Consider the following 11922-nt stretch of genomic DNA (forward strand, 5'->3'; position numbering starts at 1 on the left):
CTTCTGGCGAACTGTATCATATAGAGATGACCAAAGGGGAGATCTATATGGCAAAACGAAAGTATGCGAATCGACGAGACTGGGAACGGATTTTAAAGAACCGCTACGCGCAAATTCGTGTTCAGACGGAACAATTTTCAGGCGTCGTCGCCTTATTCCAAATCGATGAGGTTCGCGCACCATTATATAAAAAGCACAAAGGGGAAGAATTCATCGTGGCGGATGCCGGGTTTGCTTGGCTCCAATATTTCCCGGAAAATGAACCGTTCGGTGTGACGGTCATGTTCAACCCTGACGGTGAAATCGTGCAATGGTATATCGACCTCGTCGACCGAATCGGCGAAGAAAATGGCATTCCGTACATGGATGACTTGTTGCTCGATATTCTTGTATTTCCAAATGGCGATATCGTCAAAAAGGATGAGGATGAGTTCAAGGCGGCGGCTGAAAGCGGCGAATTGACGCCTGAACAGGTCGAACGTGGATGGCGTGAGTTCGAAGCGACGCTCGAACGGATCGAACGTGGAGACTTCATCTACTTTGATTTGGCAAAAGGACATTACGAACAGTTAAAACAAAAGCTATGAGCGAATTCACTCTCTCTGCTACAGTAAGAGCGTAGGAGGGGGAGTTTTTATGAAAAAAATTGAAATCGAGACGTGGGCACGACGTAAGCACTTCGAGTTTTTCAAAGCGTTTGATGCGCCACATTTCAACGTGACGGCAAACGTAGATGTCACGAACCTATATACATATGCCAAGGAGAGCAACCAATCGTTCTTCAAACTCTTTTTATACGGTGCGGTGAGATCGGCGAACGCGATTCCGGAATTGCGCTATCGGATCCGTGGTGAAGAGGTCGTCGAACACGAGGTGGTCCACCCCTCGTTCACGGTCATGTTAGACGAGGATGTCTTCAACTTTTGTGCGGCCACGTTCAATGAGGATTTACCGACATTCTTACAGGAAGTGACGACGCGGATGGAGCAAGCTGGCGATGAAGTCGTGGTCGGGGATGACGAGCCCGACGACTTACTGTATATCACGAGTGTCCCGTGGATCACGTTCACGAGTATCATGCACCCGACGCATCAGCAACAACATGACAGCGTGCCACGCATCGCCTGGGGCAAGTTCGAACGTCAAGGCGAGCGTCTGGTTATGCCGTTATCCGTCCAAGCCCATCATGCACTCGTCGATGGAGTACATATCGGAAAGTATTACGAAACATTGCAAGCTTGGTTAGACGAAGATTTTGCGAAGAAGGTGACCGACGTGCCAGAAGACCATGACTTTGATCGAGCCGTCCGTCTCCGTGAGGAGGGACAACTCGAGCAGGCGAAGCAACTGTTCCTGTCGCTCTTGCGGAAAGATGAAAAGAATCCGAGGCTACATGCGTACTGTGCGTGGTGCTATGACTCGCTCGGTGAAGAACGTCAAGCGGTCCCGCATTATGAACGGGCCATCCGACTCGGGTTGACGGGGGAAGAGTTGGCGGAATCATATCTCGGACTCGGCAGTACGTATCGGGCACTCGGACGATACACGGAAGCGGAACAGTTATTTGAAGAGGCAATCGAGCAATTCCCGAATCACGGGGCGCTCAAGGTATTTCAAGCGATGACCCATTACAACGTCGGTCGCCATGAAGAAGCGACGGGAACGTTACTTGAACTGCTTGCAAGTCCGAAACCGGACGAGAGCATCGCGCGGTACCGGCGTGCTATCGCATTTTATGCAAGAAACTTAAATGAGACATATGACTAAAGGAGAATGACATGATTTCATTACGCCCGATCGATGCACAAAATTGGTATACATGCTGTCAAATTGGAATTAAGTGAGCAACAACAGTCGTATGGCGAGGGCAATGAGACGGGAACTACCCGTCTCATTTTTTTGAATCAAATCGATTGACGGAAGAATTGTCGCATGATATATTTATCTCGAATTAAAGATATTTGAATTTAAGTTAATGGCTCTCTTGGACAAAGGAGGGAGACAGATGGAACCATCTGATGCACTAAAAACAATTACTGTGCTGTTACGTGCCTCTCAGTCGTTACAAGACCTGGTGAAGCAGGAAGTGGCGTCTTACGGGTTAAACGCGACCGAGTTCGCCGTACTCGAGTTTTTATATCATAAAGGGGATCAACCGATTCAAGTCGTCGGGAAGAAAATTCTCCTCTCGAGCGGAAGCATGACGTACGTCGTGGACCGGTTAGAAGAAAAAGGATATCTCATTCGTAAGGCTTGTCCGAGCGATCGTCGCATCACATACGCTGCGCTGACAGATGCCGGAGAGCGCTTGATGCAAGATATTTTCCCTAAGCATAGGGAGCATATGAACGCTGTGTTTGAAGGGATGCAATTAAACGAAACGATTGAACAGTTGAAACAAATAGGAAAGCGGGCAGAAGCCGCAAAAAATTTTAATCATGTATCTTGAAACCAAGATATAAAAGGAGAGAGAATGATGAATCATGTTAAAGGAATTCACCACGTCACAGCAATCACGAGTAGTGCCGAAAAAAACTACGATTTCTTCACTCACGTGTTAGGCATGCGTTTGGTGAAAAAAACGGTCAACCAGGACGACATTCAAACGTATCACTTATTCTTTGCGGACGATAAAGGAAACGCAGGGACAGATATGACCTTCTTCGACTTCCCAGGTATCCCGAAAGGTAAGCACGGAACGAATGAAATCGCGAAAACGTCGTTCCGCGTACCGACAGATGAAGCGTTGACGTATTGGGTCCGTCGCTTCGACCGTCTCGGCGTCGAGCACGAAGGGATTCAAGAACAGTTCGAGAAGAAGACGCTCTCGTTCATCGACTTTGATGAGCAGGCGTATCAACTCATCTCGGATGAGTTCAACGAAGGCATCGCGTCGGGCGAGCCGTGGAAGAACGGTCCAATCCCGCTTGAATACGCGATTACGGGACTCGGTCCAATCTTTATTCGCATCGCAGATATCACATATTTCAAACAAGTGATGGAGCAAGTGATGCTGTTTAAAGAAATCGGGCGAGAAGGTGATGTGTATCTCTTTGAAGGAGGTGAAGGTGGAAACGGAGCGCAAGTGATCGTCATTCACGACGAGACATCTCCACAAGCGCGTCAAGGGTTCGGTACCGTGCACCATGTCGCATTCCGTGTCGAAGACCGTAGCGTCCTCGATGAATGGACAGCACGTCTCCAACAGTTCGGTTTGCCGACTTCTGGCTACGTCGATCGCTTCTTCTTTGAATCATCCTATGCACGTGTCGCGCCGCAAATTTTGTTCGAATGGGCGACAGATGGACCTGGATTCATGGGAGACGAGCCGTACGAGACGGTCGGTGAGAAGTTGTCACTCCCGCCGTTCCTCGAAGCGAAACGTTCGCAAATCGAGGCGATGGTACGACCAATCGATACGGTCAGAAGCACGAAAACATTTGAGAAAGAATATGAGGGCATGAAATGAGTTTCTTAAATCGCTTGTTTGGAAAATCAGATGCATCACAACATAACCAAGGAGGAACTACTATGTTAAACATCGGAATCGTACTCGGATCAACTCGTGAAGGTCGCGTCAGTCCACAAGTCGGGGAATGGGTGAAAGAACTCGCCGACAAACGTGGCGATGCCAACTATGAAGTCATCGACATCGCAGACTACAACTTGCCACTTCTCGGCGAAGCGGGTCAGGACGCATCTGGCGTTGCAGCCTGGTCGGAGAAAATTGCGCAAATGGACGGATTCATCTTCATCGTCCAAGAATATAACCATTCCATCTCAGCATCTCTTAAAAACGCACTCGACTACTTACGCGTCGAATGGAACAACAAAGCAGCCGGAATCGTCTCTTACGGTTCTGTTGGTGGAGCACGGGCAACAGAACATTTACGGGGCATTTTGAGTGAATTGTCAATCGCTCACGTACGTGTCCATCCTGCACTCTCACTCTTCACGGACTTCGAGAACGGTACGCATTTCGCTCCGAAAGAAGTTCAAGCACAATCGGTAAACGATATGCTCGACCAACTCCTTCCATGGACGGAAGCGATGCAATCGGTCCGTATGAAAGCCGGAGAAGTTGCAAACAATTAACAAATCGCGAAGCCAGCCTGAATTTAGGCTGGTTTTTGTGCGTTTTCAGAACAGGTCGTGTAAAGTTGGAAGGGATTAGGGGGAGTGCAGATGTGGAATCGTAAAATCGTCACAGCATCCATCGCTTCGCCCGTCTATGCGATTCTGTTAGCGTGTGGGGTCACTATGATGGGTCTACGAGAAAATGGAGGGATGAGTGGCGTACTGAATGGCTTCCTTTTGATGACGGTTGCCTATGTAGCGGTCAGTTTTCCGATCATGTTGACCTACGGTGTCGTGACCTCATGGTGCAGTGACTGGTTGGCGAATCGACTCAGTTCGAAACGATTCAGGTGGTTCACTTCGTTTGTTTTACATATACTATTCGGACTCGTCTTGTCATGGCTCAGTCTTCTCGCAGCGACCTTGTTTTACTTGGTGGATCGTCTACTACAGCATCGGGGAGACATAACAAAACTACAAACAGTGAAAAGTCTGCTCATCCCAATCGGATATTTGCTTATTGTAACGGGAAGTGTGTATATCATCGATGTCATCCAAGATCTTTTCGTTCGATTCAACTTCTTTTAGGGAAACGAACAAGGATACATTAACATAAGGAGGGGTAAAAATGAGATGGATGATTTATGGGGCGAATGGCTATACGGGTGAGCTGATTGCACGACAAGCCGCTCGTGACGGAATGCGTCCGGTTCTTGCCGGACGAAACGCAAGAGCGATTCATCGCCTAGGAGATGAACTGGGTTGCGAAACATCGATTTTCGCATTGAGTCGTGAAGCCGCAATCGAGGCGCTTCACGATGTAGATTTAGTCCTTCATTGTGCAGGTCCTTTCACGGATACGAGCCAAGTGATGATCGAGGCATGTCTAGAGACAGGTACGCATTACTTAGATATTACCGGGGAAATCGAAGTGTTCGAATATGTCCATTCTAAACAGCAAGCGGCTCAAGCCAAAGAACGTGGTGTGATTTTATGCTCGGGTGTCGGATTTGATGTCATTCCGACCGACTGTGTCGCGCGGAAATTAAAAGAGTTGATACCGGATGCGACAACACTCGCTCTTGGCTTTTCGGCGGCAGCCGGCATCTCACCAGGAACCATGAAGACGGCCGTTCGTGGACTAGGGTCGAGTAGTGTGGAACGTGTGAACGGCAAATTATCATCATTTCCAATTGGGGCAAAGCGGAGAACGATTGATTTTGGTCGCGGAAGCCGTACCGCCATTGCGATTCCGTGGGGAGACGTTTCGACCGCCTACTACACGACGGACATTCCAAATATTACGACTTGGGTTCCTGTACCGACAGCGGCCGCCTATGCTGCTCGCGCTTTGTCATGGTTCAGCCCGATTCTCGGAAAAGAGGCCGTGCAGGAACGCTTGCTCCGTTATGTCGACGAAAACGTATCGGGACCAGACGAGGCTGTACGTGAAAAATCATCGACGTACGTATGGGGCGAAGCAACGAATGAGGAAGGACGAAAAGTAGTCGTCCGTATTCAAACGGCAAGTACGTATGCCTTCACTGTTTACGGGGCGCTCGCCGTCGTCAAGCGGTTGCTCGGTTCGGGTGGGATGCTTGCCGGAAGCTTTACACCAGCCATGCTATTCGGATCTCACTTTATCGAAGAGATTCAAGGTTCCTCTTCGTTCGTGATTGATGAGATTCGTCCATGAATCGAGAAGTATGGGATTTACTCGACGAAAACCGGCAACCGCTCGGTCGAACGCACTTTCGTGGGGATGAATTAGAGCCGCATACGTTTCACACGGTCATCGAAGTGTTCACGTTCGATCCAGATGGGAGATTATTGCTGTCGAAGCGTCATCCGGATAAGACGTATCCGCTTCTGTGGGAAGGGACGGGCGGCTCGATTTTGGCTGGGGAAACGAGTCGACAAGGTGCGGTCCGTGAGCTAAGAGAAGAGTTAGGACTATATGTATTGCCTGAGCAACTCCGGTTCGTGACAACGATTGAGCGGGGCACATATTTCTTGGATATGTATTGTCTCGTGTGCGAGAAACCGATTGACCTCGAACAACTATTACTGCAAGTAGATGAAGTCGTCGATGTGACATTACAAGAGTGGGAGACGGTCCTTGAGTGTGTAGAACTCGTCCCTTCAGTCCGGGAACGGCTGATTCAATACGGTCATCTCATTCGACCGTGAACATGTGCTACACTCAACATAGAATATATAAGGGAGGGAACAGCGTGAATCGTTTAGAATTGGCAAGGCGTATCGAACGCATCAAAGCAGAGGGGACGTCTGCTTACATTCGATATCGTAAACAAACCCCTCCCTATGAAGGTGCGGAACTACACGTAGAAGGAAAAGGGCACGTGTTCAAAATGGGAAATATGAGTTTTGCGGTCGGATTCGGATTGAATCGGCCGACAAGCTTTTACGACCTGCATCAAATGGAAAAATGGGTGCGTGGGAAGAACGTATCACGTTTACATATTGAAGTTTGCCCATTAGCGGAAGATTCCTTGCTCCGCTTATTGCAAGAACGTAACTACACGCTCGATCATTTTTTGGACGTATGGACGTTGGATTTGACACAGCATGCCTCCACATCTGTACCGACCCAGGTCGAAAAAGTGAAGGATGAGACACTCCATGAGTGGGCATACGCCATTGCGGCTGGATTCGCCGAGTCGGGCACAATCCTTCAAGAGACGGTCGATACAGCCAAAGGCTTTTACGCACTACCGAGTAATCATGCTTATCTCGTGCGAGAAGAGGATGCTGTCGTAGCGGGTGGGATTTTAGCCACGCAAGACGGGATTGGAGAATTGTTTCTGACGAGCACCGTTCCGACGTATCGGCAAAAAGGGTACCAGACACAACTTATTTTGGAACGAATTGCCGAAGCGAAAGCACTTGGATGCAATCTGTTGACGGTCACGACGAAGGTCGATTCGGCATCCGGTCGCAACATGGAGCGGCTTGGGTTTCAGCCGTTCTATCAAAAAGCGGTCATGAAAAGTCCAATCCTTAAATAAGCAGGTCGCCTCGGGTGAGGTGACCTGCTTTTCGATTACAAGAGCGATTCAGCCCCATCGACGTATACTTCAGAGCCCGTGACGTGGCTCGACATGTTGCTCGCGAAAAATAAGACGACATCGGCGACTTGTTTCGCGGAGCCCGATTTTCCGGCAAGCGGTTGATTCCCAAGTGGATATTCGATTGGAATGACAATTTCTTCGAGCAACGCATCGTCTCGATTGGTCGAATCGTCAATATTCGTATCGATGGCCCCGGGACAGATAGAATTGACACGAATCCCGAATTGAGCGAGTTCCGCAGCAGCCATTTTCGCAAAGCCGGTTTGACCTGCTTTTGTCGTCGCGTAGCCACTGAATCCGAAATTTTTAAAATAGCGGTTCCCGTTGATCGATGAAGTGATAATGATACTCCCGCCATTCTCTTTCAAATGAGGAATAGCATGTTTGACGGTCAAAAAGGTTCCAGTGAGGTTCGTCTCCACCACGCCATTCCAATCATCCAATGATAAATGTTCAATCGGTGTGATGGTCCCGTTTCGACCGGCGTTCGCGAAGACGATATCGAGTTGACCAAATCGTTCCATTGTCCGTTCGTAGGCCTCTTTCATTGCGGATTCATCCGACACATCTGCACTGATGCCGATAGCGCGTTCTTCCCCGACAAGGCTTGCGAGACGCATCGCATCTTCTTCATTCAAATCGACAATGGCGACTTTTGCTCCGGCTTGAACGAAGCGGATGACCGCGGCACGTCCGATTCCGGAGGCTGCCCCGGTCACAAACGCTACTTTTCCAGATAGTAATTTATTTGAAATCAATCCGATCACTCCTTTTTATGATTCTGTTCTCATATTCCACAGTTCTGGAAAAGTTACGCTTCATTTCAAAAAATCATGGAGCGGTGACTTCGATGGTGCGTGCGATGTTCAAGTTCGAATCCGTCGGGATGACCTCGATTGTCACCAGTTGGCCGCTCTGTAACCCTTGTACGCTATTGACGATGCCGGTGACTTCGGTTTGATCATTGATTAAGATGACACGCAATGTGACTTCTTTAGAGGATTCGGTAGATTCAATCAATATTTGGGGGATATCGATTCGTTCAATCTGTCCTTCGACCATATTGTCATTCCACGTGCTCATCCAATAAACGGCGACTAAAAAAAGACCGAGAAAGATTAAGGCAAAGGTTAATCGTGAACGCATGCACACCTCACTCCTTTGTTGTCCCGTTTCGCATCTTGTCTAATTTACCTTTACCCGGAAATTCTCTCTTTACTTGAAAAAATAGTAGGAATCACAAGAAAAATGGGGAATAGAAAGGAAAACGAAAAGGTGAGGTGTGGGCATGTGGATGATGATTAGTGCGCTAGGATTGGTTGCTTGTGTATGGATCGGGTTCGGTTGGTTCACCATTGGTAATGCAAAGCGACGGGTATGGGGAGGTCTTTTTTCACTCAGTATGACTTGCCTGTTCGCACCGCTCTTCCTCGTGAAACTGGGAGAACAGTATGGATTTGTGGGGATTCAAGTAGGGTTGACCGCTTTATTTGGTGTACTCGCAGGTGCATTTTTCTTTGTGGCACTCGGATGGACAGGACGCCCGGCGAAAGTTCGAAAAGTGAGAACGTTATCGGAAGACCCTGATTTATTTTGAAGCATGACTTACCACTCCTACGGTATAATGCGGTCATAATGATGTTACGAGGGAGTGGGGATCATAATTAAACCGCCAAAGTTGCAAGTGGGGGATACGATAGGGATCATTACGCCTTCTTTTCCGGCACCTGTTCAGTTTGAGGGGCGTTACCAACGTGGGGTTGAACAGCTCAAGCGGATGGGATTCAAGGTGAAAGAGGGCACGTGTACATATAAAACAGAAGGATATCGGTCCTCGTCCATTCGGGATCGTGCTGACGAATTGAACGCATTTTTACATGATCCTGAAGTGAAAGCGATCATCAGTACAATTGGTGGAACAAATTCGAACTCGGTGTTACCATATATCGATTATGAACAACTCCGACGTCATCCTAAAATCATCATGGGATATAGTGATGTCACGGCAATCTTGATGGCCTGTTATGCCAAAACGGACGTCGTCACATTTTACGGTCCGGCAATCGTCCCCTCATTCGGTGAATACGGAGGGATGTTCGAGACGGGGGAGCAATATGTCAAAGACATCCTCTGTTTAGAACGAACGGCTCCGTTTCAGTTACATATCCCTGATGAATGGACGGAAGAGATGCTCGATTGGTCGACGCAACAACGTATCAAGACGTTCCAACCGAATGAAGGATGGATTTCTCTGAAGGATGGAAAGGCAAAAGGAACGTTGATTGGCGGGAATCTGAACACGATGTCTGGGTTCTTCAAGTCGGATTATTATCCCGATTTGAAAGGTGCGATTCTATTCCTAGAAGACTCGTTTAAGACGATGGCTGAAGAAGAACGTTCGCTTAGTATGCTGAAGCTGGCGGGTGTGTTTGATGAGATTTCGGGTCTGATTATCGGGAAGCATGAGCATTTTCAAGATCAATCAGCTCCCTTCTCATTCAACGACTTGTTGCTTGAAATCATCGGAGAAAAAGATTTTCCGATTTTGACGAATGTCGATATCGGTCACACGTTTCCATCACACGTTTTCCCGATTGGCATTCAAGTTGAGTTAGATACGACGAATGGGATTATCCGATTTTTAGAAGATGGGGTGTCGGAATGAAGGAGCACCTCACTATTTTTGACGAGAATTACCGGAAAATAGGGGAGAAGGAGCGAAATCAAGTTCATCTTGACGGGGATTGGCATGAGACGTTCCACTGCTGGTTCTGGAAAGAAGACCTCATTTATCTTCAGCGAAGAAGCATGGAGAAACAGGATTTCCCCGGGAAATATGATATTACGGCAGCGGGACACCTCGCAACAGATGAGACATTAGCGAATGGCGTTCGTGAAATTGAAGAAGAGCTCGGACTGTCATTGACGTTCGAACAGCTCACCTTTATGGGAATCTTTGAAGACGTGATTGAACTGGACGAGTTTCTTGATCGCGAGTTTGCACATACGTACGGCTACGTCTATCAAGATGAAACACTTCGGTTTGACGACCAGGAAGTGATGGATGTCGTAGCTGTTCAAAGAAATGAACTGATGTCGATCACAGCAGGACGCATGTGCACGATTGAGGGACGCTCACTGATGACGAATCATCTTGTTCAAATCACGCAAGCCGATTTAGTTCCGCATCGTCTGACTTACTGGCAAAACATATTTGAGAGTTTGACACGAATGGATGCTTTAAATCGTTAAGGAAAGAATACGCTGTTCGCCGATCGGTCCACCGATTCGACGTCCAGTATCGCTCCACCCAACGTTCGTATAAAGGGAGAAAGCGGCTTCGTTTTTCAGATTGACCGACAGGACGATTTCACGAATATGAGGGAAATGTTGCTTTACGAACTGCGGAAGTGCTTGGAGTGCCGCTTTAGCGTAGCCTTTCCCTTGGTCCTCATAGTTAATAGCAAAGGCGGAGAAGAGCAAAGCATTCGACTCGGTCGTATAGGAAATGACGCGTTCGTTGTCATGGAGTAAGAACATCCCGACTGGTTTCGATGCGACGATGACAATCGGATGAACGCCATCAGGTAATGGATCATCCATGTCTTTGGGCAGGGTCGTATACTTTTCTTGGTCCGTCGGTAGTGCGAACGTATCGAGAATCGATTGATGCGTCCTATTTCGATATTCGAGCGTGATTTTCATAAGAAGTCTCCTTCGAGCATTATTGATTTTTATTCAGAAAAGGGGAATTATATGTCGACACAGTTTACATACCGTCAAAATCCACCAATACAAGATTTATACCGTGCGTTTATGAGCGGTTTTTCTGATTATATTATTCCGTTTCAATTTGATGAGCAGACTTTCGAAGATGTTTTTCTTGTTCGTGATCAAAATCAGCCGTCCCGTTCCATTGTAGCCTATGATGGTGAAGAACCTGTCGGTGTCGTGTTAACCGGGATTGCACATCTTGATTCAGGATGGCAGACACGTTGTGGTGGGCTTGCTGTCGCCCCACATGTCCGAAAAGCAGGAGTCGCGACCGAATTGATGAAACGATTTGAAGAGGCGGCAGTAGGCACTCGTTTACTCGAAGTCATTCAAGGCAATGATGCGGCAGTGTCTCTCTATGAACGACTAGGTTACGAAACGACTCGAGAAATTCTCTACTTCCAAGCGGTGTCATTAGAAACGAACGCAGACATGACGTATGAACCGATTCAAACGTTATTTGATGAGTTGTATCCGGCGGCGAGTCACGTTCCGATTTGGCAACGCGATGTGCGCGTGACCCAACAAGCTGCTGAGTTAGTGAAAGTCGTAGAAGGGAATCGAATAGGATTTTTGTTATACCGCGATCACGTCTTGCTCGATGTTTTTGGACAAGCAGAAGAAGCGGAATGGCTATTGCGGGCGGCCGCGAGCCGATCGCCACTTCATGTCACGTTGACATCAGACCGTCCTGAATGGGTCGAAGCGGCACGACGATTGGGATTTGTCCAAGACGAGATTGCCCAATTTGAAATGGTGAAGGACGCTTGATGAAGCGGTTGTTGGTCATCTGTATCATTGCGCTGATTAGTGGAAATACCGCGACCCTGATTGCGCTGACAACAAATCTTTCACCCGACCTGTCGCGAGGTATACTAGTAGTTAGTGTGAGTGTAACACTCCTTTCCATCGGTGGTATCGTCTGGGTGGGATACTATACAAAAAAACGCTAGTGAAATCCTTGTGAAGTGACACTTGA

General features: G+C 48.0%; 16 protein-coding genes. 13 read left to right on the forward strand and 3 right to left on the reverse strand.

Annotated elements, in window-relative coordinates; translation table 11 throughout:
- Positions 1-47 precede the first annotated feature (47 nt).
- The 9 genes from KNO68_RS11225 (at position 48) to KNO68_RS11265 (ending at position 7106) form a co-directional block, all read left to right on the forward strand.
- A complete protein-coding gene (locus tag KNO68_RS11225; RefSeq protein ID WP_078147841.1) occupies positions 48-587 on the forward strand; it encodes a ribonuclease FAU-1 family protein in 540 nt (179 codons plus the stop codon).
- 49 nt (positions 588-636) lie between these two features.
- Complete coding sequence (locus KNO68_RS11230) at positions 637-1767, forward strand: tetratricopeptide repeat protein (RefSeq protein ID WP_214872915.1); 1131 nt, start codon at positions 637-639, stop codon at positions 1765-1767.
- Positions 1768-2005: 238 nt separating this feature from the next.
- Entirely contained in the window at positions 2006-2449 is a 444-nt protein-coding gene (locus KNO68_RS11235) for a MarR family winged helix-turn-helix transcriptional regulator (protein WP_214872916.1), read from the forward strand.
- Between the two features lie 27 nt (positions 2450-2476).
- A complete protein-coding gene (locus KNO68_RS11240; protein WP_214872917.1) occupies positions 2477-3469 on the forward strand; it encodes a ring-cleaving dioxygenase in 993 nt (330 codons plus the stop codon).
- Positions 3466-4095, forward strand: coding sequence for an NADPH-dependent FMN reductase (locus KNO68_RS11245; RefSeq protein ID WP_371816072.1), 630 nt, complete (start codon positions 3466-3468; stop codon positions 4093-4095). Before KNO68_RS11240 ends, KNO68_RS11245 begins: the two co-directional genes overlap by 4 nt.
- Before the next feature lie 90 nt (positions 4096-4185).
- Positions 4186-4665: a hypothetical protein gene (locus KNO68_RS11250; RefSeq protein WP_074035407.1), complete on the forward strand. Its 480-nt coding sequence runs from the start codon at positions 4186-4188 to the stop codon at positions 4663-4665.
- Between the two features lie 40 nt (positions 4666-4705).
- Positions 4706-5773 carry a saccharopine dehydrogenase family protein gene (locus KNO68_RS11255; RefSeq protein ID WP_214687679.1) on the forward strand — a complete coding sequence of 356 codons (1068 nt, stop codon included), beginning with the start codon at positions 4706-4708 and terminating at the stop codon, positions 5771-5773.
- Positions 5770-6267 carry an NUDIX hydrolase gene (locus KNO68_RS11260; protein WP_214685224.1) on the forward strand — a complete coding sequence of 166 codons (498 nt, stop codon included), beginning with the start codon at positions 5770-5772 and terminating at the stop codon, positions 6265-6267. Before KNO68_RS11255 ends, KNO68_RS11260 begins: the two co-directional genes overlap by 4 nt.
- A gap of 44 nt (positions 6268-6311) precedes the next feature.
- Complete coding sequence (locus KNO68_RS11265) at positions 6312-7106, forward strand: GNAT family N-acetyltransferase (protein WP_078147835.1); 795 nt, start codon at positions 6312-6314, stop codon at positions 7104-7106.
- Between the two features lie 35 nt (positions 7107-7141).
- Here the strand turns inward: KNO68_RS11265 and KNO68_RS11270 are convergent, their stop codons facing one another.
- Together KNO68_RS11270 and KNO68_RS11275 are read right to left on the reverse strand one after the other, a co-directional pair.
- A complete protein-coding gene (locus KNO68_RS11270; RefSeq protein WP_078147834.1) occupies positions 7142-7927 on the reverse strand; it encodes an SDR family oxidoreductase in 786 nt (261 codons plus the stop codon).
- Positions 7928-8000: 73 nt separating this feature from the next.
- Positions 8001-8315 (reverse strand): hypothetical protein, encoded by a 315-nt coding sequence (locus KNO68_RS11275; RefSeq protein WP_078147833.1) that lies wholly within the window; start codon positions 8313-8315, stop codon positions 8001-8003.
- Positions 8316-8457: 142 nt separating this feature from the next.
- On the opposite strand from KNO68_RS11275, the gene KNO68_RS11280 reads away from it, so the two are divergent.
- From KNO68_RS11280 to KNO68_RS11290, 3 genes are read left to right on the forward strand one after another with little or no spacing between them, the layout of a single operon-like run.
- On the forward strand, positions 8458-8766 hold the full coding sequence (locus KNO68_RS11280) for a hypothetical protein (protein WP_214872919.1): 309 nt from the start codon (positions 8458-8460) through the stop codon (positions 8764-8766).
- 54 nt (positions 8767-8820) lie between these two features.
- Positions 8821-9834 carry a S66 family peptidase gene (locus KNO68_RS11285; protein ID WP_240499864.1) on the forward strand — a complete coding sequence of 338 codons (1014 nt, stop codon included), beginning with the start codon at positions 8821-8823 and terminating at the stop codon, positions 9832-9834.
- Positions 9831-10421 (forward strand): NUDIX hydrolase, encoded by a 591-nt coding sequence (locus KNO68_RS11290; protein WP_214758011.1) that lies wholly within the window; start codon positions 9831-9833, stop codon positions 10419-10421. The genes KNO68_RS11285 and KNO68_RS11290 overlap by 4 nt, the downstream gene beginning before the upstream one ends.
- Here the strand turns inward: KNO68_RS11290 and KNO68_RS11295 are convergent.
- Complete coding sequence (locus tag KNO68_RS11295; RefSeq protein ID WP_214758013.1) at positions 10410-10874, reverse strand: GNAT family N-acetyltransferase; 465 nt, start codon at positions 10872-10874, stop codon at positions 10410-10412. The genes KNO68_RS11290 and KNO68_RS11295 overlap by 12 nt on opposite strands.
- Before the next feature lie 51 nt (positions 10875-10925).
- Here KNO68_RS11295 and KNO68_RS11300 point away from each other — a divergent pair, with 51 nt between their 5' ends.
- Positions 10926-11714, forward strand: coding sequence for a GNAT family N-acetyltransferase (locus KNO68_RS11300; protein ID WP_214758015.1), 789 nt, complete (start codon positions 10926-10928; stop codon positions 11712-11714).
- The last annotated feature ends 208 nt before the right edge of the window (positions 11715-11922 follow it).

It is taken from the genome of Exiguobacterium sp. s75, from assembly GCF_018617145.1.
GTDB lineage: Bacteria > Bacillota > Bacilli > Exiguobacteriales > Exiguobacteriaceae > Exiguobacterium > Exiguobacterium profundum.

Excerpts from the sequence above, each read along its gene's own strand:
- KNO68_RS11225 (WP_078147841.1), top strand. The coding sequence starts at position 48 with ATGGCAAAACGAAAGTATGCGAATCGACGAGACTGGGAACGGATTTTA.
- KNO68_RS11230 (WP_214872915.1), top strand. The coding sequence starts at position 637 with ATGAAAAAAATTGAAATCGAGACGTGGGCACGACGTAAGCACTTCGAG.
- KNO68_RS11235 (WP_214872916.1), top strand. The coding sequence starts at position 2,006 with ATGGAACCATCTGATGCACTAAAAACAATTACTGTGCTGTTACGTGCC.
- KNO68_RS11240 (WP_214872917.1), top strand. The coding sequence starts at position 2,477 with ATGAATCATGTTAAAGGAATTCACCACGTCACAGCAATCACGAGTAGT.
- KNO68_RS11245 (WP_371816072.1), top strand. The coding sequence starts at position 3,466 with ATGAGTTTCTTAAATCGCTTGTTTGGAAAATCAGATGCATCACAACAT.
- KNO68_RS11250 (WP_074035407.1), top strand. The coding sequence starts at position 4,186 with ATGTGGAATCGTAAAATCGTCACAGCATCCATCGCTTCGCCCGTCTAT.
- KNO68_RS11255 (WP_214687679.1), top strand. The coding sequence starts at position 4,706 with ATGAGATGGATGATTTATGGGGCGAATGGCTATACGGGTGAGCTGATT.
- KNO68_RS11260 (WP_214685224.1), top strand. The coding sequence starts at position 5,770 with ATGAATCGAGAAGTATGGGATTTACTCGACGAAAACCGGCAACCGCTC.
- KNO68_RS11275 (WP_078147833.1), bottom strand. The coding sequence starts at position 8,315 with ATGCGTTCACGATTAACCTTTGCCTTAATCTTTCTCGGTCTTTTTTTA.
- KNO68_RS11280 (WP_214872919.1), top strand. The coding sequence starts at position 8,458 with ATGTGGATGATGATTAGTGCGCTAGGATTGGTTGCTTGTGTATGGATC.
- KNO68_RS11290 (WP_214758011.1), top strand. The coding sequence starts at position 9,831 with ATGAAGGAGCACCTCACTATTTTTGACGAGAATTACCGGAAAATAGGG.
- KNO68_RS11295 (WP_214758013.1), bottom strand. The coding sequence starts at position 10,874 with ATGAAAATCACGCTCGAATATCGAAATAGGACGCATCAATCGATTCTC.
- KNO68_RS11300 (WP_214758015.1), top strand. The coding sequence starts at position 10,926 with ATGTCGACACAGTTTACATACCGTCAAAATCCACCAATACAAGATTTA.